Source organism: Winogradskyella sp. PG-2, from assembly GCF_000828715.1.
Taxonomy (GTDB): Bacteria; Bacteroidota; Bacteroidia; order Flavobacteriales; family Flavobacteriaceae; genus Winogradskyella.
The window spans coordinates 2,549,633-2,574,853 of sequence record NZ_AP014583.1; the positions used below are offsets into that span (position 1 = coordinate 2,549,633).

At 32.1% G+C, this 25,221-nt stretch carries 23 protein-coding genes; 1 reads left to right on the forward strand and 22 read right to left on the reverse strand.

Annotated elements, in window-relative coordinates; genetic code table 11:
- Nucleotides 1-126 precede the first annotated feature (126 nt).
- On the forward strand, nt 127-312 hold the full coding sequence (locus WPG_RS18070) for a hypothetical protein (RefSeq protein ID WP_144374463.1): 186 nt from the start codon (nt 127-129) through the stop codon (nt 310-312).
- Nucleotides 313-894: 582 nt separating this feature from the next.
- On the opposite strand, the gene WPG_RS17795 is transcribed toward WPG_RS18070, so the two are convergent.
- From WPG_RS17795 to WPG_RS11485, 22 genes are all read right to left on the reverse strand, one after another.
- Nucleotides 895-4,392, reverse strand: a complete 3,498-nt coding sequence (locus WPG_RS17795) for an adenylate/guanylate cyclase domain-containing protein (protein ID WP_084221569.1) — start codon at nt 4,390-4,392, stop codon at nt 895-897.
- 275 nt (nt 4,393-4,667) lie between these two features.
- Nucleotides 4,668-5,174: an acyl-CoA thioesterase gene (locus WPG_RS11385; protein ID WP_231850178.1), complete on the reverse strand. Its 507-nt coding sequence runs from the start codon at nt 5,172-5,174 to the stop codon at nt 4,668-4,670.
- Nucleotides 5,175-5,672: 498 nt separating this feature from the next.
- Nucleotides 5,673-6,626 carry a Fic family protein gene (locus WPG_RS11390; protein ID WP_045472672.1) on the reverse strand — a complete coding sequence of 318 codons (954 nt, stop codon included), beginning with the start codon at nt 6,624-6,626 and terminating at the stop codon, nt 5,673-5,675.
- A 439-nt stretch (nt 6,627-7,065) separates the two neighbouring features.
- On the reverse strand, nt 7,066-7,593 hold the full coding sequence (locus tag WPG_RS11395) for a hypothetical protein (protein ID WP_045472673.1): 528 nt from the start codon (nt 7,591-7,593) through the stop codon (nt 7,066-7,068).
- Nucleotides 7,594-7,935: 342 nt separating this feature from the next.
- A complete protein-coding gene (locus WPG_RS11400; protein ID WP_052471247.1) occupies nt 7,936-9,612 on the reverse strand; it encodes a MutS-related protein in 1,677 nt (558 codons plus the stop codon).
- A gap of 500 nt (nt 9,613-10,112) precedes the next feature.
- Entirely contained in the window at nt 10,113-10,838 is a 726-nt protein-coding gene (locus WPG_RS11405; RefSeq protein ID WP_045472676.1) for a hypothetical protein, read from the reverse strand.
- A gap of 371 nt (nt 10,839-11,209) precedes the next feature.
- Complete coding sequence (locus WPG_RS11410; RefSeq protein WP_144374464.1) at nt 11,210-12,457, reverse strand: metallophosphoesterase; 1,248 nt, start codon at nt 12,455-12,457, stop codon at nt 11,210-11,212.
- 281 nt (nt 12,458-12,738) lie between these two features.
- Nucleotides 12,739-13,278, reverse strand: coding sequence for a hypothetical protein (locus tag WPG_RS11415; RefSeq protein WP_045472682.1), 540 nt, complete (start codon nt 13,276-13,278; stop codon nt 12,739-12,741).
- 148 nt (nt 13,279-13,426) lie between these two features.
- Nucleotides 13,427-14,038, reverse strand: a complete 612-nt coding sequence (locus tag WPG_RS11420; protein ID WP_045472686.1) for a hypothetical protein — start codon at nt 14,036-14,038, stop codon at nt 13,427-13,429.
- Nucleotides 14,039-14,222: 184 nt separating this feature from the next.
- A complete protein-coding gene (locus WPG_RS11425; protein WP_045472688.1) occupies nt 14,223-14,765 on the reverse strand; it encodes a hypothetical protein in 543 nt (180 codons plus the stop codon).
- A 211-nt stretch (nt 14,766-14,976) separates the two neighbouring features.
- Nucleotides 14,977-15,510, reverse strand: coding sequence for a GNAT family N-acetyltransferase (locus WPG_RS11430; protein WP_045472401.1), 534 nt, complete (start codon nt 15,508-15,510; stop codon nt 14,977-14,979).
- A 163-nt stretch (nt 15,511-15,673) separates the two neighbouring features.
- The gene (locus WPG_RS11435; protein ID WP_045472691.1) at nt 15,674-16,630 is read right to left on the reverse strand and encodes a hypothetical protein; all 957 of its coding nucleotides are present in this window, start codon (nt 16,628-16,630) and stop codon (nt 15,674-15,676) included.
- Between the two features lie 154 nt (nt 16,631-16,784).
- Nucleotides 16,785-17,414 (reverse strand): hypothetical protein, encoded by a 630-nt coding sequence (locus WPG_RS11440; RefSeq protein WP_045472404.1) that lies wholly within the window; start codon nt 17,412-17,414, stop codon nt 16,785-16,787.
- A gap of 143 nt (nt 17,415-17,557) precedes the next feature.
- Nucleotides 17,558-18,241: a DUF6090 family protein gene (locus tag WPG_RS17520; RefSeq protein ID WP_171817136.1), complete on the reverse strand. Its 684-nt coding sequence runs from the start codon at nt 18,239-18,241 to the stop codon at nt 17,558-17,560.
- A 204-nt stretch (nt 18,242-18,445) separates the two neighbouring features.
- Nucleotides 18,446-18,898 (reverse strand): YybH family protein, encoded by a 453-nt coding sequence (locus WPG_RS17525; protein ID WP_052471249.1) that lies wholly within the window; start codon nt 18,896-18,898, stop codon nt 18,446-18,448.
- 203 nt (nt 18,899-19,101) lie between these two features.
- A complete protein-coding gene (locus WPG_RS17530) occupies nt 19,102-19,821 on the reverse strand; it encodes a DUF6090 family protein (RefSeq protein WP_144374465.1) in 720 nt (239 codons plus the stop codon).
- Nucleotides 19,822-19,986: 165 nt separating this feature from the next.
- Nucleotides 19,987-20,442, reverse strand: a complete 456-nt coding sequence (locus WPG_RS11460) for a RidA family protein (protein ID WP_045472694.1) — start codon at nt 20,440-20,442, stop codon at nt 19,987-19,989.
- The gene (gene mddA, locus WPG_RS11465; protein ID WP_045472697.1) at nt 20,442-21,185 is read right to left on the reverse strand and encodes a methanethiol S-methyltransferase; all 744 of its coding nucleotides are present in this window, start codon (nt 21,183-21,185) and stop codon (nt 20,442-20,444) included. Before mddA ends, WPG_RS11460 begins: the two co-directional genes overlap by 1 nt.
- An 11-nt stretch (nt 21,186-21,196) precedes the next feature.
- A complete protein-coding gene (locus WPG_RS17535) occupies nt 21,197-21,775 on the reverse strand; it encodes an OsmC family protein (protein ID WP_052471251.1) in 579 nt (192 codons plus the stop codon).
- A gap of 105 nt (nt 21,776-21,880) precedes the next feature.
- Nucleotides 21,881-22,747, reverse strand: a complete 867-nt coding sequence (locus WPG_RS11475; RefSeq protein WP_045472700.1) for a helix-turn-helix domain-containing protein — start codon at nt 22,745-22,747, stop codon at nt 21,881-21,883.
- 624 nt (nt 22,748-23,371) lie between these two features.
- The gene (locus WPG_RS11480; RefSeq protein WP_045472703.1) at nt 23,372-24,196 is read right to left on the reverse strand and encodes a formyltransferase family protein; all 825 of its coding nucleotides are present in this window, start codon (nt 24,194-24,196) and stop codon (nt 23,372-23,374) included.
- A gap of 83 nt (nt 24,197-24,279) precedes the next feature.
- Nucleotides 24,280-24,978 carry a hypothetical protein gene (locus WPG_RS11485; protein WP_045472706.1) on the reverse strand — a complete coding sequence of 233 codons (699 nt, stop codon included), beginning with the start codon at nt 24,976-24,978 and terminating at the stop codon, nt 24,280-24,282.
- Between the last annotated feature and the right edge of the window lie 243 nt (nt 24,979-25,221).

Genomic DNA, 25,221 nt, shown 5'->3' on the forward strand with positions numbered 1-25,221 from the left:
CAACAATATATTAAAAAGTGAGTAAAAATTAATATAATGTCGAGCTACAGTTTTTTAATATAGATATTACATCACACTGAAATTATTCTTTACTATGAATACTTTCTTGTCCAAATCAGATTAGTTATGATTATTGGTATCAGTCCAAAAATTGCGATATATCCAACAGGTCCTTTTGGGTTAATTATAAATCCGATTAGTAGTAAAATAGGAATGATTATAAGTTTTATATACTTTAATTTAGTTAGATTCTTTTTGAAAGTGAGTACAGTTCCATTTACCATCGATAAAATCAGAGCCGGTATTGAGTAGATAACCAAAGCTATTGTAAAATGAAAGTCAAAGTATATTTGTTGTAGAAATAAAGCGCTAATTATTATTCCAAAGATTGAAAATAAGAAGCAAATAATTGTAATGTCCCAGAATTTCATTGAACTTGTGTATAACGCCCACTGTGTATGGCGTAGTGAGGCGCGCCTCACGGAAAGCCATTGTTGCGCCTGATTAGCTATACACGCTGTTGTGTGTAGTATCGTTCGGAGTTCTCGTAGACTCGACTAAATATACATAAAATTAGCGAGGTGCGACAAACAGTGGGCGTTGGTATGTAATTAGTAGAAGGGCAGCGTTTGGAAAACGCGATTCTACGTGCCGTAGGCAATTACATACCAACGGTTTCGGCTATGATTTCGTTGCGGGCAGAAAATCAATAGATTTTCAACCGCACTAAATCAGCCATTTTTAAAAATACGATTTTTACTCGAAGTTCAATCCTAGCAATGAATTATAGCCGTTGTTGGCTACAGTTTTAAAATGCAAACTAGTTTTTGTAACACAGTAATAGTCATTATTTCCAAAAGATCATCTTGAACCCTCAATGAAGTTTATTTCATCTTATTTTACAAAGTACATGTCTAATTCACCTTTACCCTTGGCATGGATTTTTCCTCTACACTCGCATTTGACGGCATGCTTGACAAGCTGATAAGTGGAATCTGAAATATTTATTCTACCTGGCTCACCTGAAGATTCCATCCTACTAGCCGTATTTATGGTATCGCCAAAAAGGTCATAGTTGAATTTCTTCTTCCCAACTACTCCAGCCACTATTGGACCAGAGTGTATTCCAACTCTCATATTCCATTTTAGCTTATGGTCCTTATTTCTCTTCTCTAGATAGGATAACATTTTTTGTGCGGCTATGATACAATTAATAGCATGCTCTGCCGTCTCCTCTTCAAGCCCGTATGCAGCAACATAAGCATCACCAATTGTTTCAATTTTTTGAATACCTGTCTCCTCAACGATTTCATCGAATCGTCCAAAAATATCATTGAGTTCATCGACCAGAGTAATTGCCGGGATGGATGCTACTAGCTCAGTAAACCCTTTAAAATCAGTCATGAGAATTGTGACATTCTTATGTCTTTTTGGAATTACGCTACCGGTTTCTTTTAGTTCTTGAGCAATTTCTTTGGGTAGAATATTGAGTAAAAGATTGTCTGACTTCTTTTTTTCTAGAATTAATTCATTGGTCCGTTCCAGAACGGTTTCTTCCAACTTTTCCTTTTCAGCAATAAGTTTTCGTTCCCTGTATTTACTAAAGCTCCTGAAGCCAACAAGAAATATAAGTATATAGGATATATAGGCCCTGAGTGTTCTATACCAAGGCGGTAGCACAGTAAATGAATACGTTAATGGTTCCGACCAAACCCCACCAGTAATTTGAGAACGTACGTAAAATGTGTAATCCCCTTCAAAAATATTTCCGAAAGTGGCAGAGGTCTGGTTTGACGGAGGGCTCCAAGAGTCGCTGTATCCTTCCAACTTAAATTGATAATTAACAAGTTTTGGGTCGGCAGGCTCGATGGCGCAAAATTCTACGGTTAAATTGTTCTGGGAGTGGGGTAAGACCAAGTTTTGCGGAATGGAATTAAAAGGGCTAACAGTATCAAATGCTAAGTCCTTAAATTTTGACCTCAACTCTAATCTTTCTTCACTACTTAATGGTTTTCCATAAGTGGAAATCTCTTCAGAAATGGATGCATCTACCGTATATGAAGAATCGATGGTATTTTCTTGCTTGTCCTTATCCAACGTTAAACTTCGCCAGGAAATGTTTTCGTTATTAATTTTAATGGCTGTAAGTGTATTTTTAGGTGCACCTTTATTTTTAGATAGTTCTTTGTAATCCATTCGAACTAAACCACTCTTTTCTGAGCCCGTAGCTATCCATAGCATACCTTTTTTATCTAAATAGATGCCACGTTGTCCTCGGTTAACATCTTTAATCTGATATCCCGTACTGGTGTTGTAAATTTCAAATTTAGGTACGTACTTGGATAATTCACTATTTGAAATTTTGTTATTCACATTAACATGAAGACTTTCTGAGTTTTTTTGAAAGTCACTTAACTTCCTTTTTTGATCAAACCCCTTAAGTATAGCAATACCATTATTGGTTCCGATTACGATGTCACTTTCCTCTGATAGGGCCACCTGTGTGATGACATCATCAGTTAATCCATCCTGCATTGTAAATTGATGAAAAGAATCTCCATCAAATCGGTACAAGCCCTTCCCGTAAGTGCCCAACCAGAGATTCCCTTCTTTATCCTCAACGATGGATTTAATATCTACATCATCTGGTACGTTCTCCCCAGAGTAGTTGACAAAGGATTGACCATTAAACTTGCTAATACCACCTGCCGTACCAAACCAGAAATCTCCATTTTTAGCTTTTGTTATGCAAAATACGTGCTTGTTGACTAGTCCATTTCTGTCCGAAAAATTAGTAAACGACTTTCCATCGAATATGCTTATTCCGGCAGACGTGGCAATATATAAGGAGTCATTTTGGTCATGATAAATGAAATAAACCTGGGGGGAGGCCAATCCTTGATTCTTTGATAATATAGTAAAAGACTCTTTATCAAACTTTATGAGACCACCATAACCAATATTAGTGGTGCCTAACCAAATATTGCCTTTACGGTCTGTTTCAATTGCCCAAAAAATTTGTGTGGGCAATCCTTGTCTTATGCTAAAGTTCAAAAAATGAACACCATCAAATCGACTTATTCCTTCTGAGTTTCCGGCAAACCAGAGATTACCTTCATCATCTTGAACAATACTTCTAATACTCCTGTCAATGATTCCTTGTTCTCGTTTGATATTAAGAATTGCATCTCCTGCATATTTGATTATGCCTGCATTTGTTCCCATCCAAATATTGCCGCTTGCATCTTCTACAATATTTTCTATTTCATTATTTTCTGTTTCTCTCGAGGGATTGATTGAAGTGAAATTTGAACCATCAAAGCGAAGTATTTCTTCTCCCCGAATTACAAGCCAAATATTATCTTTACTATCTAAAAATGTATAAGTTTTCGAATATTTATTGAATTTTTTATTGACAGGATAATAACTGATTTTCTCTTTGGTAACTTTTGCAAGGCCAAAGGGTGATCCTATCCAGATATTTTGATTATTGTCAATAATAATTTGTCGGATGGGCCTGTACTTGGGATCGATCTCATCGGTTTTATGAGTGAACTTCTGACCATCGTAAATGCTTATTCCATTTTCATTAGCTATGAATAATTCACCCTGTTCATTCTGGACTACTGTATGTAAGCGATTAGAGGAAAGACCGTTATTTTTTGTATAAAGTGTGTTGCCATTAGTAGTGTGATGAACAAGGCCTTTATAAGTGGAAAACCAAAATGTCTCATCCCTGTCTTGAAGAATGTGAGTTACCTTACTTTGATTATATACAGTTGTAAAACCTGCCCCATCGAATTTGGAAACGCCTTTGTCTGTGGCTATCCATATATTTCCTTGATTGTCTTCTGTAATGTTAGAAATTTCATTACTAATTAATCCTTGTGCTGTTGTATATTTAGTGAAATCTTTTCCATTGTATTTACTCAGGCCTGCAACAAATGTTCCGAACCAAAGGTTGCCTTTTGAATCTGCAAATGAGCAAGAGATTAGGTCAACAGCCACACCTTCCTCAGTAGAATAATTTTGGAATATCGTTGAGAATTCGGCCTCGACTTCAACAGGAGGTTTCAGTCGGGCTTTTTTAAAGATTGGGTGAAACTCAGCGCGGCCGGATGAGCCTGTTTTTGGAATTTTAATTTTCAATGGTGTTGGCTTGTTTTCTAGCCATATGGGTTTGGGCCGTAGACTGTCCGGTAGATCAGCGAGGAGAATGGTGTCTGGCGAGACTATATTAACTTGAATGGATTGTTGTTTACCTACAAGTTCAAACTCTTCATGGTCTTGCTTACATCCTACAAGAACTATTATGGCGATACAACCAGACAGACGATACCATAGCTTTGATCTAAAAAAGAGCTTATTCCATAGCATTCTTACCAATATCATTTGTGTTTTAATCGGTATTTATTTGGTTTAAAATCTAAGCAATTTACTAGAAAGTTTTGAATAGACCTAAACTTAATTTTGATTGTAGCCAACGTCTCGGCTATGGTTAGTGCGGGAATTAAAAGTAATTAATTTCCGATTAAGCACTTAGCCAAAACTTTTTATTTTGTTTTATCTTTTTTGTTTCAAAGCCAAATCAAAAGATTTGGCGGACTTAGATAAAAACCGCTAAACTTTGGGTTAATCACCAAAACCCGTATTAATTATAGCCATTGTTAGCTATAGTTTTTATTTGCGTTTGCTATAATGTCTTTATCGTCTTCAAAAAGTTTTAATACCCAATCTGGTGCTTTTGTTGTTTCAGTAGCCCCAACTTCTTCCATAATCTCTGAAAGAGCTGTTGGAATGCTCTTTTTCCAAACTAGCGTGCGAACAATGCCCACAGCCTTTATTTCTTTTTCTTGCTCAAAATAATGTATATAGTAAACCCATTTATCATCCATTCCAGAAAATTCTAATATAACGTCAAATTTTGTCCAAATTTTTAGAGGTCTGCGATATATCAATTTTTGAGAACCTAATGATGGTGCTAATTTTCTTTTAACTATAGCCTTATATAATTTAGATCTAGCGATTAGTTCCCAACGAATGAAGTCCATGTATACTGGATACTTTGCAGCTGTCATAACTCTTAATCCATCACAGTCAAATGGTCCTACTCTGAAGGTCCTTCTTATTGTTTGATTATAATTCACTTCACTTTGAAAATTCTTGAGAATCAATATTTTCAAAATAGTATACCAGTAATAAATCATATATTTTTAGATCAATTTTGTTTTGAGTAATCAAATTATAGCCAACGCCCACTGTGTATGGCGTAGTGAGGCGCGCCTCACGGAAAGCCATTGTTGCGCCTGATTAGCTATACACGCTGTTGTGTGTAGTATCGTTCGGAGTTCTCGTAGACTCGACTAAATATACATAAAATTGGCGAGGTGCGACAAACAGTGGGCGTTGGAATGTAATTAGTAGAAGGGCAGCGTTTGGAAAACGCGATTCTACGTGCCGTAGGCAATTACATACCAACGGTTTGTGTATGAAACGTAGCGTCCAAAGAGACACTAACTTTTCGGATTTAGCACTAGCCGAATTTTTATATTTTGTTTTTAACTTATCAATCTTAAAAGCCAAATTATAAAAATTTGGCAGACTTGGCAAATAAACAATAACCTCTGATTAAGCCTATAATAGCTATGTTTTATACACGGTGTTGTGCCCAGTTATTTTAGTCGATACATCGTTTTATTTTTTTCTCCGATTTTTTCAAATAAACCGATTTCAGCTCCTTTTTTCAAATCTCTACTAGCTGTTGCAGAAGAAATATCCTTAAAAATATCCATATAATCTTTTCTTGTAAATTCAGTTTTATTCAAGGATATATAATATTCTAACCGGTCTTTTTCACTTAAAGTTCTATTATTGAATTCTAATAATTGGCTTATTGAAATGTCAATTACGTTTAGCATATATTGGATAAATTTAGTTGATTTTCCAGATTTATCACTTTCAGCCAAGGCTTTATAATATTTTTCTTGGTCGTTGCTAATTAAAGTTTCAAATGGTAGAAACTCAAATATTGGATATTTTTCCATTAAAATTAAAGTTTGCCATAATCGTCCCATTCTGCCATTTCCATCTAAAAAAGGATGTATAAATTCCATTTCGTAATGAAAAACACAACTTTTAATTAACTCAATTTCATCTGACTTTTTTAAATATTCAAAAAGGTCTTTCATTAAGTATGGCACATTTTCAAAAGGTGGTGCTAAATGCTCAACTTTAGAGCCTTTAACGATTCCTACACTTTGATTTCTATATTTGCCAGAATTTTCAATTAGATCTTCCATTAAGTTTTGATGTGCCTTTAAAAATGATTTTTCATTAGAAGGATTGTATTCTTCTAAATTTTCATAGATTTTAATAGCGTTTAAAACTTCAAGAACATCTTTTTCAGGACCAATAACTCTTTTGTTTTCAAGAAGTGCTGTTATTTGTTCTTCCGTGAGTGTGTTTCCTTCTATTTTTAATGAAGAATGAATAGTTTTAATCCTATTTTGTTTTCTGAGTTTCGGTGAAGGTTTGTTTAATAAATTAGCATTTACTTCTCCTATTTTCTCAGAAATAGAAGTTATTAATTTTAAAATCGAAGATGTTATTTCGTAAGGTGGTTTCATTATGATACTATCATTTGATACTATCAAAGATACATTCATTTCCTTTAATTATATAATAGAACGGATTTTTTAATTGGGCACAACGCCCACTGTGTATGGCGTAGTGAGGCGCGCCTCACGGAAAGCCATTGTTGCGCCTGATTAGCTATACACGCTGTTGTGTGTAGTATCGTTCGGAGTTCTCGTAGACTCGACTAAATATACATAAAATTGGCGAGGTGCTACAAACAGTGGGCGTTGGTATGTAATTAGTAGAAGGGCAGCGTTTGGAAAACGCGATTCTACGTGCCGTAGGCAATTACATACCAACGGTCTTGTGTATGATTTCGTTGCGTGTTTAAGCACTAAAGTTAGCAAATAAATCACAGATAGAAAGTCCGCGAGGACTTTCGTAAGTAGACTATAACTAGCAATGAATTATACATGGTGTTGGCAGTAGTTACTTTTTCCAAAATTCATACCATTTATTTGTTTTAATTGATTCGTCAGAAATTAATTGAGCTCCATTATTCATCTGGTTAATGTATTTCTTTTGGCAAGAGTCATATTTCCAGTAATTGTTAATATCAATACTTGTTTTGTCAAATTCTTCATATCCATTTCCAGAAACTTTTCTATTTATAAAATTAACAGAGTGACTATACGTTTTTATGTCAACTTCCTGATAGTGGTATATTAAAAAATCATTCAGTTTTAGCCGCATAGCGAACTCAACTAACAAGAGAGACTTATAATCAGCAATTTCAGCAGACTCTCCAAGTATACCATCATCCCAGAAATCATCAAGATACTTATCAAAAATCTCTTTGAGTGATTTATATGATTTAGATAAGTCTTCTATTTGGCTAATTTCACTGCCATCATCATCAAAAGGTATAATTAGATATCCGTTCTCATAGAAATGAGGGATTTCTGAATCTATGCTTATTGATTCTTTTGTTATTATTAGTGTTATTCGATGTGCCATCTAAAATTACTGCCAACGCCCACTGTGTATGGCGTAGTGAGGCGCGCCTCACGGAAAGCCATTGTTGCGCCTGATTAGCTATACACGCTGTTGTGTGTAGTATCGTTCGGAGTTCTCGTAGACTCGACTAAATATACATAAAATTGGCGAGGTGCGACAAACAGTGGGCGTTGGTATGTAATTAGTAGAAGGGCAGCGTTTGGAAAACGCGATTCTACGTGCCGCAGGCAATTACATACCAACGGTCTCGTATATAAAAAGTAGCGGATTTTAAGCACTAATTTTTTAGATTATAACAGACCTTTAATTTATTCATTTTGTTTCGATTAAGCGATTAGACCGCTATTTTTTATATACGTTGTTGCCAGTAGTGTTTTTTGTTAAATATGTTTGGTCTAATTCTTTGGCTATTCCAATTGCTTCTTTCACAACTTCTTTCGGATAATCGTTAATTTCAAGTATTCTAATGGCATTTCTGTTTTTTAGTTTTCCTTCTTTCAGTTTATAATCAAATCCTATAGTCTTCTCGTTTACTGTTTCACTAAAGTGATATAGTTCATATTCATCTGACAGCATATCGGTTAATTCTATGTCGTGAGTTGAAACCAATATTTTATTGTTATTCTTTGTTAAAGCAGATAAAACAGATTTTCCAGCAGAAATTCGTTCTACGGTATTTGTGCCTTTAAATATTTCATCCAAAAGGAATAAATTTTTGTTTTCGTTTTTACTCTCTTTTAGCATTTCTTTTATGGTTAATACTTCTTCAAAATAATAACTTTTATTGTTCATCAAATCATCACTTATTCGGATAGCTGAAAACACTTTTAATAAATGAAAAGTCATAGATTTAGCAAAACAAGTATTAATGGTAAGACCTGTGATTACATTTAGTCCAATTGCACGAATAAAAGTGGTTTTTCCAGACATGTTTGAGCCTGTAAGAAGTATCGATTTTTCCGCTATTTCAATGGTGTTAATTGTGCAATTAAAAATTAAAGGATGACTTATATCTTGAGCAATGATTTTATCTTCATCATTAATAATTGGCAAACAAAATGTTTTAAGTCCTTTTCTTAAAGATGCTATGGAAATTAGCATATCAATATGACCAACAAATTTAAAAACGTTTTCTATTTCATCTCTTTTCGTATTGAGCCTTTTTAAAACACCAAATAATAATAAAGGCTCAAGTAAAAACATTGTTTTAAAAATCTCAAATATAAGCCAAGCTATGATTTCAAATTCTCCTTGAAGCTGAGCTTCGAGTGAGAAAAAAGACATTCTGTTTTTAACCTCATTTATTAGTTTAATTGACTTTGGTAATTCAGGATTTAATTTTTTAAATAATGAGCTGGTAAATAAATGAGAAGCGACATTATTAAGCTTTAAAAGCGGTGGAATTGAACCTACATATTGTACTAAATTATTTTTATTCCAATAATGAAGCACAAAATTCACGCAAAAAACTCCTAGTAGAACAATGAAAAATATAGGGTTGAAAAAGCCTAAAATAAGAGAAACTAAACTTGCAAACGACAATAGTTTTATTACAATAAACCATTTTGGTGGATTAAGATGCTCTTCTTGAAATAAAGAAGATATATAATAAGCATCTTTATGTTTTAGCTTTTCAAGTTTTTTTTGAACCGAAATTCTCAATTCGGGATTTTCCGATAATTGAGTTATTATTTCTTCGTTTAGCTTGGTTTTCTTTTCATTTACTTTTATAGTACGAAGATGATTGTACAGGTATTGTTGCCCAACTTTTGAATGAGTTCGGTCAAGTAGCATAAACAAATCGTCAAAATCCAAGTCGTTATAGGTTTTGTCTGATAATATTTGATAAGCTCTTGAGTTGTCTTTCTTTCTGAAGTATTTTTCAATACTGTCAAAGTCAAAGGAATCATCTTTCAGTTTTCCGAATGATTCTTTCAGCCTTTGATTTAACTCTTTTTTTCGGTTGAATTTTATTTGAGAGAAGGTGTATTTTATTTGAAATATTATGTCTTTAATCATTAAACAATTGGTGTTGAAATACTCACAAATGTTACATTAAACTTTTGTTTGAATTTTGGTTTTTTTAATTAAAAGGATTAACATTATTGGATTTCAGACATTACTGGCAACGCCCACTGTGTATGGCGTAGTGAGGCGCGCCTCACGGAAAGCCATTGTTGCGCCTGATTAGCTATACACGCTGTTGTGTGTAGTATCGTTCGGAGTTCTCGTAGACTCGACTAAATATACATAAAATTGGCGAGGTGCGACAAACAGTGGGCGTTGGTATGTAATTAGTAGAAGGGCAGCGTTTGTAAAACGCGATTCTACGTGCCGCAGGCAATTACATACCAACGGTCTTGTGTATGATTTCGTTGCGTATTTCAACAACTAATTTAGCAAATAAATCACAGATAGAAAGTCCGCGAGGACTTTCGCAAGTAAGCTCTACCTAGCAATGACCCGAGCGCAGCGAACAGGCGAAGCAATTATACACCGTGTTGTACACAGTGCTTTCCTCAATGATATTCAATTTCGTATTCATAAATATCAGTTGAATTCAGCTTATAATCTATATTTTTTCTATCAATTTTCTGTTGTAGTTTGGTGTATTCAAAACTTAGAATTGTGTCTCTTGCAGTTCCAATTATTTGATAAGTATATTTGTCTTTTGAATAAACATATTTCTCAATATATGGTTCTTTAGCTCGATTGTTATAACTCACCCGTTTTGTTAATCTGTTCTTTTTGTCAAAATATGAAGTATCAGTCAAAACCAATGCTTTTTCAAAATCTGGTTCTTTGATAGGAATAAACTCCCAAGAATTAGTTTTAGAAACACGTATTCTTTTTTGTTGTTTAACTTCTCGAATAAATCTTATTAAACTGTCCGTTTCGTATTTCGTTTGTTTTTCAATTTTTGTTTTAGGGTCAAATTCGTAAGTCGAAAATGAACGAATAATACAAGTATCTTTCGCGACAAATTCCTCACAATTATATTCTGAAGTTTTATTTCCGTTGTGATACTTTATAATTCGGTTTTTATTTCTAAATGTTTTTGAAATTCCGTCATAACCTCCAAATCTTACTTCTTTAGTTAAATTTCCTGTCTTGTCAAATTCAGTTTTTCGTGTTTTGACTAGACTATCACTTTCTTTTTTATATTCAGTTATTGTCTTGATTTTTTGACCAAAACTTACTGAACTTATCAGGAATATTAATATGTACGTAATTTTTTTTTGCATTGTGTACAACGCCCACTGTGTATGGCGTAGTGAGGCGCGCCTCACGGAAAGCCATTGTTGCGCCTGATTAGCTATACACGCTGTTGTGTGTAGTATCGTTCGGAGTTCTCGTAGACTCGACTAAATATACATAAAATTGGCGAGGTGCGACAAACAGTGGGCGTTGGTATGTAATTAGTAGAAGGGCAGCGTTTGGAAAACGCGATTCTACGTGCCGCAGGCAATTACATACCAACGCCGGTCTTGTATATGAAAAGTAGCGGATTTTATGCACTAACTTTTCGGATTATAACTGACCTTTAATTTATTCAATTTGTTTCGATTAAGCGATTAAACCGCTATTTTTTATATACGGTGTTGTAACACGTTTTTTATATCCTTTTCTTTTCACCTAATCCATTAACTCTGTACTCAATACCATTTTCTATCAGTAACCCTTCTGTTTTTATACTGTTTTTCTTCAATCCGTGCTTTACATCAATTTTAATAACTTTTCCATTATAATCAGCTGATACGTTATCCACCACAGAGTGACCAATTACTATTTTATTAGTTTTATAAAAATTTAATATTGAATCTAATTCTGTTTGAGAAGTCTTTTTTAACGAAGCCCCATTAAAGAAAAATACTGTTTTATTGAAAATATTAGTAGCCAAACTTCTGTCCCAATACGGACTGCTTTGGGATTGAACTACTAATTTTTCTTTCAAATTATGAGTATTGTTTTCAAACTTTTTCCCATAATAAGCTTTTGCAATTTTATTTATATCGTTTATTCTTAAATCTGCATCTATAATTTTTTTATTTAACCCACCGTGAACGAATATATATTGTCCTATTTTCTCAATTACGTTTTTTGTCCTCAACCATTTTCCTAATTCTGATTTTTCTGAATAGAGGAATTTTGAAGCTTCGTCCCAATGTGTTTCCTTACTAATTCGTTTTGCAACTTCTACATAACGATGTAATGAATGTGACATATCTCCATTTAGGTTCATTATTTCGTGATTTCCATTTATAAAATGAACTTTGCCGTTTTGTTCTTCTGCTTTTTTTTCCAATGAGTATATTAACCACAAAGTTTGGGTTACACTTTGTCCTCGGTCAAAAAAGTCTCCGTTAAGAACCAAATGACCTTCTCCGAAAATCCAATTGTAACTTTTATCAATTACTTTATTATTTATTAAAAAACTATGTAATGCATTAAAATTTCCTTCGATATCAGAAATAGCAATTAACTTGGGTGGAAAATCATAAAATTCTGGTTCGTTTTGATGAGAGTTTTTAAGTGTGATTTCAAATTTATCGTTGACTTCATTGTTTACAGTAACTTCAATTGGTTTTTGTCTATCGAATTTCTTCTTTTTTAATTTATCTTCATCGTTGACCCAATATTTAATATTGTCAAAAATATATGGGCCATCTGCTCCGTCTAAATTAGTTTTGTATGGTTCGTCTATAAAAAAACCAAACTCTTGCTCTGAAAATAATGCATCTAGACCTGACCATCCAAAACTTTGAATGCCCGTTTTAGTATTCAATTCCGTATGTCCAAAAATTAAAGTTGTTAAGAACCAATATCCGAATATTAATTTAGCACCCCATTTGAGAATTTTCAATAATTTGTTTTTGTATTTTTTCATTTATTCTATAATGATTATTCAATTCTGATTGTTTGTTGCAAATGTGTTACAACGTGTTTGTGTATGATTAGTGGCGTGTTTAAGCACCTAATTTAGCAAATAAAAACCGAATAGAAAATCCGCGAGGATTTTCGTAAGTAGAGTAGAACTAGCAATTAATTATACACATTGTTGGCAATAGTTTTTATTCTCAAACTTAATTATTCGAAGTTAAAGATTGTATGCACGTATACTTAAAATTCTCGTATTTATCTAAATCACTTTTTCCATTTACCACCTCCAATATAAAAACCAATACTAGCTCCGAAATAACTATTTTTCATAGACTTTCCTATTGCTAAATCTGATTTGGGTATGATATTATACTCAAGAGCAATTCTGAATTTACTTAATTCAATCCCACCTCTAACCATTCCACCAATTTGAGGTCCAAATCCCTGTTCATCAATATTATCACTACCACTACCTATTACATAAACACCTAATCCACCACCTAAAAACGGTGTATAAGTCTTATTTTTATTGAAATAATAATCATAGGTTCCTAATATATTAGCATTAAAATCTGCATCAAGAGAGTCTTCAAGATCACCTACGCTAGCGGCCACACCAATACGTATTCCAACATTTGAATTATCTGTAATATTCAACTTTGGCTCTACGTCAAATAGCAGTCCACCTCCACCAGTTGCGAAAACATAGCCTAGGTCTATACCAAATCTAAATTTATCTTTTTCTTGTGCATTTAAAGTAAAACCAAATGTTGCAATAGTAATAACTAGTAATAATTTTTTCATTTTGTAATTAATTTTAAGATTAGTCAGGTAATTATCAAATAATGTGCCATGATATATTTTAAAAACTGTGTATTTGTAGATTATTGCCAACGGTTTGTGTAAAATGCGTTTTAATGCATTTTTACACCTTGTTAGAGTTCGTTATTATTCACAATTTATATTTTTTATTAGTCAATAAGTGTGCTGCTCTTTTTTGCACTTTAAGAAAAGGACTTTCTTCTTTAAATCGCAAGATGATATTCCTATTCAAATCAGGATGTAGAAGCGCTATATTTTGTACTTTTTTATTTCCATTTAACAATATATTATTCATTAACTTTTCATTGAATCCGTTTTCTTCCAAATCAATCCTGTATGATTCTGAGGGCTGGTCAACAAGCCCAGGACCTTTTAAAATCCTAGGATCTTCGTAGTGAGGTAGTTTCCACATTAGGTCTTCTTCAAGCTTTTCCACAATTTCTAACCTGTCTCGACTTTCAAAAACAGTATGGATTTTTTCAAATTTCAAGTCCATACTTTTGGTTTTAGAACAATACACTTCCAGTGCGGGGCGTACTTCGATATGATAGTATCCGTTTACATCAAGCGTGGGTGTCCACCACATAGCTATAAATTGATTCCGTAATTTACTATATAGTTTTAGTTGAAAATCAGTGTCCACCCATTCAATGTTTTCTTGGGTTATTTCATCTATTTCGTAAAATTGATTGTACAATACTTGCCAATCAGGATATACTCTTAAAGGTTGGTGTTTATACATGAAATAGTTTATTTAGAATGAACTCTAACGTTAACTGTATGGTTAGTTGCGTGGTTAAGCAACTAAATTAGTAAACAAATACGAACCTGAGAAAATTCCGAAGGAATTTTCCAAATAATCACTTGCCAAAGCAATTAATTATACACGGTGTTACCAACTGGCTTTTACTATTTTTATAATCCGATTATCCATTTTTCACTAATCGTGTCATTTTCGTTAACGTTGTTTCTAATTCTTGAATAGAATTTAAATTTTCTTTACTCGTATCAATTTTTTTAGAAAAAGTATATTTTGAGAAATCAATCTTATCTACTATACCTGAAGGCTTATAAATAATAAATTCCGCAATTTTAGGATTCGAAATATTAATATCAAAAGTAATCTGATAACCATTTATTTCCCCAAATAGAATGTAATCGCTTAAGCCATTATAATTTGGTTTAATCGCTTTTTTGTTAAATCCGATTTTTTCTAATTCATTATATGGTTTTTTATTCAAGATTCGTTTTCTATGCTTTCTTATATTCATTGCATTAGAAATCCAGCCAAAGAGAACTAGTAAAGGTGCAAAAAAGAAAGTTATAGAATAAACTATCAAAATCCATTTTATAGAAACCTCTGAAAAAAAGAAAAACAGATAGATAGAAAATCCACAAGTCAGAATTCCACTTATCCACAAATATCCTTTAATTAGAAAACCTTTATTTAATTCTAACAGTTCGTTCATTCAGCTTGTTGGTAACGGTTTGTGTATGGACAGTAGGGCAGATTCGAAGCACTTCACTTTCGGTTTACCACAAAGCCAAAACAAACGTTTTTACTTTTAATTTTCTTTTTTGTTAAACGTCAAAACTTTGTTTTGGCGTTGCCTGCTCAAAGAACAGGACTTTCAATTTATCTCTAAATGCCCTATTGGCTATACACTTTGTTACCACACGTTATTTTTCAATTTCATAGAGTACACATTTTTCCAATTCCTTATATTCTGAAAGTAAGGGATGATTAAAACTTTTAGTCTTTTTCATTCCGATTTTTTTCATCACTTTTTTAGATTTATCATTTGTTTCTGGACAAATCGATTTAATATTCTCTAATCCAATTTCGTTAAATGCAAATTCAAGGCATTTCTTCGCACCCTCTGTTGCAAAACCTTTTCCCCATTCTGTTTTAGCTAATCTCCACCCAATATCCACACAAGGTGTAAAGTCAGATTCAAAGTTCTGTTCGGCAATTCCTATGAAACCAATAAACTCTTTATTGTCAAGTTTGTCAACAGCAAAATAACAGAATCCATTTTTAGAAAACTGAGTTTGCATTCTCTCAATGAATTCATCAGTCTGTTTCTGTGTTGGAATAGCAGGAAAATGCTCCATAACTTTAGGGTCAGAATTTATTTCCCCCATTTTAAGTTTGTCATTTTCATTCCAATTTCTAAACCCCAATCTTTCGGATTTGAAAATATAGTTATTCATTCGGTTTTGAGTTTTTTTCTAATGTGTGGTAACGGTTTTGTATAAGATTAGTTGCGTGGTTTAAGCACTAAAGTTAGCAAATAAATCACAGATAGAAAGTCCGCGAGGACTTTCGTAAGCAAGCTAGAAACTAGCAATTAATTTTATACTGTGTTGTGCGTAGTTATTTTTTTTCAACTGTTTTTAATTTCCGATTGACATAAATAACATTTTTATTATTTAATTCTTTATCTCCGTATTTTAATGTGATTTCATCTTGTATGTTATAAATTATATTTTCATATTTTTCATCAAATAGTCCGTTTGTTCCTTTTGGATAAGAAGCATATAGGTCTTTGTTTTCTAATAAGTTATTTTTTGATTTCGAAAAGAAATTAATGTATGCTTTTTCGGCATCGTAGTAAATAGATTCTTCGTTTGGTAATTTAAGTAGATTACTATTATTTTCAGAACCATAATCATTTGGACTAATAGTTTTAGCCTCAAGTATATCATTAATTTCAAGTAAGCAGATACAAAGTTCTTTTGAAATTTGCATTCCTTTTTGGATAGGTAATGACGTCGTTAAAATTCTTTGGATATTGCTATGGTTTTCAATCCTTTTCGCTATAAATTGTTTTACAGAATGACCAATATATTTTACATCAAATTCTAAGAGCTTTTTTGTTTCTCCTTTTATATTAACTATCCAATTCTTATTGTAATGGCTTCTTAGTATTCTGTCAGGCGTGATTAATTTAGTGAAATCCTTTTCTTCTGGAATTTTTATTATAATAACATCAATGAAATCATTTAGATTTTCTTCGTTCTTTAAGCTTTTATTGTAACACAATTGAAGCTCAATATTCGATATGTTTTCAGTTTCAATTACGTCTTTCTGATATAATGGTAATTGAAATTTTATATTAATTCCAGTTAAAGGTTGTGAGATTTCTCCAGTAAGAAACTTTGTAGAACATTTTATATTTCTAAATATCAGACAAGGACGTTGAAGAATAAAATATAAAGAAGAATCTTCAGCGATTCTTTTTAGTTCTTTATCATTATATAAATAGCTAAAATCATCAAGATTAAATATTCCTAAAGGATTTTTAAATTCTACTTGAATGGTTTTTCGCATAGTTTGGGTTAATTACGCACAACGGTCCAGGCTATGAGTAGTTGCTTGGTTTAGCACTTAACTTTGCAAGTACACACCAAGCTGAAAATCCGCGAGGATTTTCAGAAGTAGGCGAGAACAAGCAATTACTTATAACCATTGTTGTAAAACGTATTTATTTATTCATTATTTGAGTTGCTTCCCAAACATATTCTTTTCCAAATTCTCCAAAGTAACTCATATAATCACCATTTTTAGAAATTACAACAAAACTGCTACATGGATAATGATGTTCAAAAAATAGTCTTTCAATAGTCCCTTCTGGGTCTTTGTACCAAGTCAAAACTCCATCATATTTTTTCAATCCATCATTCTCTTTGTAAATATAAATAGGTTTAGTTTGAGCAACTTGATTGATACCATCTTCTAACTGTCCAAACCAAATCTTTCTTGATTCTTTTGTAGCTGAACCGCTAGAATTACAAGGGTCTTTTCCAGGGTAATATATTATAACTATTGGCTTAGTAGAATCCAATTCAAGATTTGTAGCTTTCTCAAGTAATAATTCAAGACTTTTTCTATCATTTATTTTCCCCCGTTTTTCTCTTAAAGTCAATTTTCTATGATTAATTGAATCTCCTTGAACGTTTAACAATTTATTCGTTGAGCGAATTCGGTTAAATTTAGATTTACTTATTTCTACATTATTTTTATCGAAATATCTTGTTTTGTCCTTTCCAATTTTAGTCGCTGAACAAGAGCAAATTAAAATTCCGATTATAAATGTTAGCAGGATTTTTTTCATATGTTTTACAACGTGTTTGTGTATGATTTGTTTGCGTTGATTAAGCGACTAATTTAGTAAATACAAACTGAATAGAAAATCCGCGAGGATTTTCGTAAGTAAGCTAGAACTAGCAATTAATTATACACGTTGTTGTGCTTTCGTTATTCTGTTCTAATGTTAATATCTTCAATTATTTTAAGGGCATCCTTTTTGTAGTTTACTAATTGGTTTAAATAAATTTTATAATGAAGTATATAAGCTGCGGATACTCTATTTCTATAATCCCAAGAATTCAGCATATAGGATATGAGGTCATCGTTTTTTACTCGATTATAAAAATCAGAGAACCATGGTTTATTATTTTTCCAATAAAACCAATTATCTTGAAAATCCGTTGACATTTCTTTTTTTGAAACACCAATTTCAGTATTGTAATAAGAATAAAAACTATTGATATCAATAAAAAGGCTGTCTTTTTTGGCATCAAAGAGATCACCATTATCCGTCAATAATTTGAAACCACGCTCTTCCACCTCAATATCTTGATAGCCATCGAGTAAGTACACGCAATCCGGACAATTCTGATAATCTTCCAAGGTCATCTTTTTTTGAATAATTTTTTTAAAAACCGTATCCAACGAAGTCATGCTATTAATTATTTTATCAAACTTTTCTATATCATTTGTTAAATCACTTTTAATAATTGAATAGACGCTTTTTATTTTATTCTCTTGTCTTCGTTTTTCATTCCAATTATTGATTTGTAAAGCAATCAAAATTCCAATTACGACAAGTACAATTTCTCCTAGGGCGTATTTAAAATATTTTCCAGTTTTGTTTTCCATTAATAAGTTTTGTCTAATTTTTCTAAAGAATTTTATCATCGGTTAGCGGTCGGTTATAATGAAGCACAACGGTCTTTTGTAAGATTAGTTGCGTAAGCATCTAAGATAACAAAAAGGTGAGTGGTAAGGAAATCCGTTAGGATTGCCGAGAGTTTGATTAAACAACGTAGCAATTAACTATACACGTTGTTAGGGCATAGTCCTTTAATTTTCTGATAGAGTTACAAAAAGTTGAGATTTAATTTTCCAGACACCAGATTCTTTAGTCCACATCGCTGAATAATTCCCATTGATAATAGAATCATCACTTTTTTCTGGGTCGTATCCATTCCAAATTCCATTTTCCCAAGCTAAACCTCTTTTTTCATTAACTTTAATTTCTTTGGTCTGGCGAATCCAATACATCTTACTTTTTCCACCATCAGATATGTATTTTTCTAATTCTTCTTTTCCACATAATAAAGTTCCATTTCCAGTAGTAATTAAAACATCATCCGTTAAAAATGAAAGTACTTTTTCATTCTGATAAGACTTGAGTGCCGTATTTGATTCATTTCTAATGGCAGATATTTGTTCTTTATCAGTTTGAGAGTATAATTCCGATGTAACAAATAGAGTACATAGAATTCCAAAAAAAATGTATTTAGTTTTTTTCATTTGTTATCTGAATTTATTCCTGCAATCATAATTTTGATTTATGGCATTTGCCCTAACGTGTTTGTGCATGATTTCGTTGCGTGTTTCAGCAACTAATTTAGCAAATACAAACCGAATAGAAAATCCGCGAGGATTTTCGTAAGTAGGCGAGTGCTAGCAATGAATTATACACGTTGTTGTGCATTCGTTATTTTAGCATTAGATTACTTATTTAATAAAACAATAGCCTCACGCGATAAGGCATTGATACCTTGGCCACGTGATTCTATATAATCATACAAATTTTTTAATGCTTTTAAATGTAGATGCCTATGAAGTAAACCTTGAGTTTTCCGTTCAATATTTGTTTCTATTTTTAATTTACTATAAAAATTTGATGGAATTCCAAGTAACTGTTCACTAGCTTTTCGTTCATCTATTGCTCTATCTAAAAACTCACGATTTATAATTTCAAATTCATCTTGTTTCGAGAGTAATTCTATAAGAAAATCACGTTGTACCTCATTAAGTAAACTTCCGTTTTCTGAAAATTCCATATTCTTGAATGCTTGATTTACAGGGTGATATTTCAGATACATAGCTAGAACATCTGAACTATCGATTAGTTCATCAATTGAAGATTGAGAAATGTCATTTGAATCAAAATAGTCAAAGTAATTATCAATATTCTGTTTATAATCGGTGGTTTTAATAATGAGTTTGTTAATGTTTAAAGTATCGACGGTAAGATCATTTATTATTTTATCAATATAACTTTGAGATTTAAACTTTATTTTTCTTCGCTCATTCCAATTATTAATTTGTAGGGCAATCAAAATTCCGATAACCACAAGAACTATTTCACCAAAAGCATATTTAAAATATTTTCCAGTTTTGTTTTCCATAAGCAAGTTTTGGCGAATTTTTCTAAAGAATTTTATCATTGGTTATTGGTTGGTTATAATGAAGCACAACGGTCTAGTGTATGATTTCGTTGCGTGTTTAAGCACTAAATTTAGCAAATAATTCACAGATAGAAAGTCCGTGAGGACTTTAGTAAGTAGGCTCTAACTAGCAATGAATTATACATATTGTTAGGCATAGTTTTTTTAATCCTCAATTTCGACTATCATATAAACCGAAGCTGCAATATTATGAGGAACACTTACTCCAACTGCTGTTCGAGTATGCTTGCCAATTTCGCCAAATACTTCAACGATAAAATCGGAAGCACCATTCATAGCATCAGCTTGTTCAGTATTTTCAGAGGTCGAATTCACTAATCCGTGTACCGCAACAATACTAGTTACTTTATCAAGTGGACAAATTGTTTTTATTGCGGCTAAACATCCAATGGCACATAATTTTGTGGCATTCTTGCTTTCATTTAATGTAATATCTTTTCCAAGTTTACCTTTCTGAACAATTCCATTTTGAATGGGAATTTGTCCTGCGATATAAATAAGGTTATTGGTTCGCTTTGCTGGAATGTAATTTGCAACAGGTTTTGGTACTTCTGGTAATTTAATACCCAATTCAATTAATTTTGATTCAATTTTACTCATCAACCTTTGATTTTAATTTTTGTAAAAGGTACAATCATAGGTACTTCTTTCTGGTACGTTTCATATTTTTCTCCAATAAATTTACGCAGGTCTTTTTCCTCTAAATATTTTACAGCTATAAAAATGTACATAGTAGTTACTAAAGAAAATAGTAAATGCCCAACTGTCATAGTTGGTGTTGCCCAAAAGGCAATTATAAAACCTAGCATTATAGGATGTCTAACAATTTTATATAAATAGTTGGTTTGAAATTTCGGGTTGGCAGTTTGTTTGTTTGTTAGATTATCGAAAATTTGGGCTAATCCAAAAAGCTCAAAATGATTAATCATAAACGTAGAAAGTAAAACAATAAGCCAACCTAGAAAAAATATTCCAGTTATAATACCTGAAAGAACTGTGTTTTCAGTTTCCCAAATTATAGTTGTTATTGGTTGCCATTGCCAATAGATTAAAATTAGAGCTAAACTAGAAAGTAAAATATATGTGCTACGTTCCATAGCTTGACTAAAAATGGAATTAAACCATTCTTTAAATTTTGGTCTCGCCATTATACTATGTTGTAGAGCAAAAACACTTAATAAGATTACATTGATAAATATAGAATAAAGCAATGTGGTCTCCGAACCAGAATCTATTGATTTTGGAACGATAATATTACTTACAAAACCAATGGCGTATAAAAATGCAATTAGAAATACCAAATAGGCAACAATTCCATAAAATAGGATGATATATTTTTTCATAATTTATGTTTTTAGTTTTTGATTTTATCTTCGGTATTTAAAGTAATTGGGATTCCTTTTTTTATAGTTTGATAAACAATGCAACTATGTTTTGCTCCGTTTATTAATGTGTGTAATAGCTTTTCATTTGTGTTTTTGGCAATAATTAATGCATCAATATGCATAGATTGAAATTCAACGGGAACAGATGTATCAATCATTAATGTTCCTCTTACATCAACTTGAGCCGTTGTGTATATTTTTGTTTCAATAAGTTCTATTTTCAATTTATTAGCAATGAGTCTAATCGTACTTTCGAAACAAGAAGCTAATGAAGCACAGAGTAAATCTCCAGGATTTGGAAAATCGTGGTCGCCTCCAACTGCTTTATGAACTCCAATTTTAAATGGAATCTTCATTTTACCATTTATGGAAACCGATGTTCTAAATGGGTCGTGTAAATTCATTCCAACAACCTCCGCTGAATCAGTAATCCAAGCAGATGTGGAATCATTTTGATATTTTTCATAAAGAACTAAATGTCTTTGATGAACAATGGAATAGTCTTTAATGGATTTTGTACTCTTGGATGAAAAATCTTGATTAGGCATCACATCATTTTTTTAATTTAATAATGATGTAAAGGTTGTATTTATATTTCCAATCAGGATTTCTTAAAAGTCCAAATAATGTTCTTAAAAGCCCAATAAATATAGTTACGTTTCTTTTTTAAGTATTCTAAATCTACGTGGCGTTACTTTTGCTTTCTTTTTAAAAGCTTGAATGAAATGGGAATTATTTTTAAATCCACATTCACAACCTACCTCACTTACGGTTAAATTTGTCCCTAATAATAGTGTTTTAGAGTAGTCTAATCTTTTGTTGATTAACCACCTACTTGGTGTTTTGTTAAATTTACTTTTAAATTCACGCTTAAAAGAAGATAGGCTTTTTCCACAAAGTTTTGCAAAATCAGCTATTTTTAAATCGTATTGAAAATTTTCCATCATTATATTTTCAATAGTTGATTTAGTGTTTTGTGTTATTGAATTAAAGAAAACTAGCAGTTCGTTATTATTTGAATTAAGTACGATATTGAAGAGTAATTCTTTAAATTTAATTTCCACTAATTCTTTAGGCATTTCCACTTCTTGGTTTAAATATTGGAATATACTTTTTATTAAAGTTTTAAACACGTCATTAGTAGTAATGTCGAAAATTTGATTATGCTCTTTCTTATGATTGAAGTCTTTTTTAAAAGTTGGATTCTCTGAAATAAACTTTTTTATAAAATCATCATTAATAAAAAATAGCATTACGCAATACTCGCTTTCTAAATATTGTTTTGTAGTATAAACACCTTTTCTAACAAAAAGAGTATCTCCCGCAGTAAGTTTATGGGTGTTTTTTGAAGTAATCCAATCCTTTTTTCCGCTAATGACATAAGTGATTAAATGATTCTCAATCCATAACTGATACTCTTCAATATTGAGAGGGCATTTATATTCTACGAATAAGAAATCATTGCCAACAAGTTTGTTGAATTTTGGATGATTTTTAAAGTATTCGTATGCATTAATCACTATGTTGTTTTCAGTTTTTTAAATTATGCCTAACGCCCACTGTGTATGGCGTAGTGAGGCGCGCCTCACGGAAAGCTATTGTTGCGCCTGATTAGCTATACACGCTGTTGTGTGTAGTATCGTTCGGAGTTCTCGTAGACTCGACTAAATATACATAAAATTAGCGAGGTGCGACAAACAGTGGGCGTTGGTATGTAATTAGTAGAAGGGCAGCGTTTGGAAAACGCGATTCTACGTGCCGTAGGCAATTACATACCAACGATTAGGCTATGGGTATTTGCTTAAATCACTAAGATAGCAAAAAGGCACAAAGTGAGGAATATTCGAAGAATATTCCGATTGGTACTTACTAATCTCAAGCAATTACCTATAGCTATTGTTGTAAAACGTTTTAATTCTCCGTTTCTGGTGGTGTTGAAATTGAGTAAATTTTAAGTCTTCTGTTAAAAAATATTTAAGATTATTAAATTATTTAATTTTCATTAATTTTATTGTACTCTAATTATTCTAAAACTTATTTATGTCTAAAGTGTAGTTTAAAAATGGATAATAACCTTTTAATAAATCTATTAACAAGGTCAATTTTATTCTCTTTTTTTAGAATAACAAAAATTTCATCTGAAGTTATAAACCAATTTTTTTTTGTTTTTTAAAAATTTTAGTTTCAACTTTAAATTTAGTTGCTCTAACATAATTTTTGCTAATCATTATTTTTAATGAACCAAATGAATCCATTCTATGCTGCAATTCATCTAATGTATGATTTGATGGGTTCTTAATTGTAGTTATATCAATTAAATCCTTTCTACTAAAATAATTTTGTTTGCCTTGTTGAGGACTTCCTTGAACCTTATTAATAAAATCAATTATAACTTTATTTAAATTTAATGAGGCTAGTTTCGCCTTTTCAAATTTAATTTTCCTTAAGTTTTTGTTGTCAATTTGAATTGATTCTGACAATAAAATAGGTCCATGATCTATTTTTTCTGTCATATAATGATAAGAATAGCCTGTTTCTTTTTCTCTATTATAGAGTGTCCAAGGTGTTACTAGCCAACCTCTATAAGAAGGTAATATACCATTATGATTATTTAAACCAGATTTAAAAACATTGAGTAATTCGATACTAAATATTTGATCACAGCCAAAAGAAAATGCATAATCTGGTTGAATTTTGTTTTTTAAAAATTTAATAAATTTCGGATGATTAATATTGTTGTTTTCCGGAATAATTATTTTTACTCCCCTTAGACTACAAAACGTTTGAATATTCCAAAATATTTTTCGGGTTAATTTGGACTTATTAGAGCTTGTATCGCAAATTAGTAAAACTTTTATTTTATTTATTTTTGATGCTATGCGAATTGCTTCATTAGTTAAGATGATACTTTTTATACTAGCATAATTGCCAAAAATTACTACGGAATTTTTTTTTGAATTTAATATCATTAACTAGAGTCAAATGTTTTACAACGGTTGTGTATAAAAATAGTGGCGGTTTAGGACCACAAACTTTTCAATTTAGATCATAGTTAATTATTGTTTCTGTCTTTTGTATTGGTAGATTCTTCGCCATTATTTTTATACGTTGTTGGGCGCAGTAATTCTCTTTCTACACCACTAATACCGGTTCTTGCCCATACCGCATCATCCTCATTCATGGCTTTGTCGGGTCTGAAATAGAATTCCAAAAATTCTTTGCTTTCAGTAGGGAATTGACGATAATCCCAAGCCCCGTCAGTTGATGAAAGAATTCCCGATGTTAATTCCGCAATTGAAGCACTGATGATTCCATACCCAATATTTATAATTCCAGGTTGACCTGCTGAGCGTCTAAAAGACCACATTCGGTCTAGTTTTTTAGACTTTTCTAACTTTAGGTCAATATTACCGATTGTTTTGTGACCCTCTAGAAAGTCAGTTAGTTTCCACCAAGGGTCGTCAGAGTCGTCAGGGTCTACCACTGATTCACAGTAAGCATCAGTACCACCCGCAATTCCTTTTATTGTAAACCAAGCGTATTCATTCTCTTTCCATTGAAATGTGTCCGATAATTCAATATCAAACATATATTTCTCATCTTTATCACGAATAGTAACATTTAATTCAATCTCTTTTTCAATTCCAACTGATTTTAGAAAAGAATGAATATGCTTTTGAGATAGACTTATTACTTGCCCAAAAGTTATTTCAGTCGATTCAACTGGTAATATGTCTATTGTAGTACTCATTTTTTACTTATTGCGCCCAACGCCCACTGTGTATGGCGTAGTGAGGCGCGCCTCACGGAAAGCTATTGTTGCGCCTGATTAGCTATACACGCTGTTGTGTGTAGTATCGTTCGGAGTTCTCGTAGACTCGACTAAATATACATAAAATTAGCGAGGTGCGACAAACAGTGGGCGTTGGTATGTAATTAGTAGAAGGGCAGCGTTTGGAAAACGCGATTCTACGTGCCGCAGGCAATTACATAC